Genomic DNA, 242 nt, shown 5'->3' with positions numbered 1-242 from the left:
TGCCAACGCAGCTTCCCGCCTCGCCGCAATGGCACCGAGATCCCCAAGCAAGTGTCCAAGTTCGAGACGCACCGTCACCACGGCTTTGACGTTTGGCTGATCACGCAGTCACCCAAGCTTCTGGATACCCATGTGCGCGAGTTCGTGAACATGCACTATCACCAGCGCCGTGTTATCGGTTCGCCGTCTGCCAGGGTCTACCAGTGGGATTGCTGCGAGCTGCAGCCCAACTCCCGCGGTGC

At 60.7% G+C, this 242-nt stretch carries 1 protein-coding gene; it reads left to right on the top strand.

From position 1 onward, the window contains the following. On the top strand, nucleotides 1–242 hold a 242-nt coding region (locus tag FLQ03_RS11370; RefSeq protein WP_240802259.1), incomplete at both ends, for a zonular occludens toxin domain-containing protein.

It is taken from the genome of Vogesella urethralis, from assembly GCF_007644045.2.
GTDB lineage: Bacteria > Pseudomonadota > Gammaproteobacteria > Burkholderiales > Chromobacteriaceae > Vogesella > Vogesella urethralis.
Note: the sequence above shows the minus strand (reverse complement) of the source record. Positions and strands in the feature narration are given on the sequence as shown.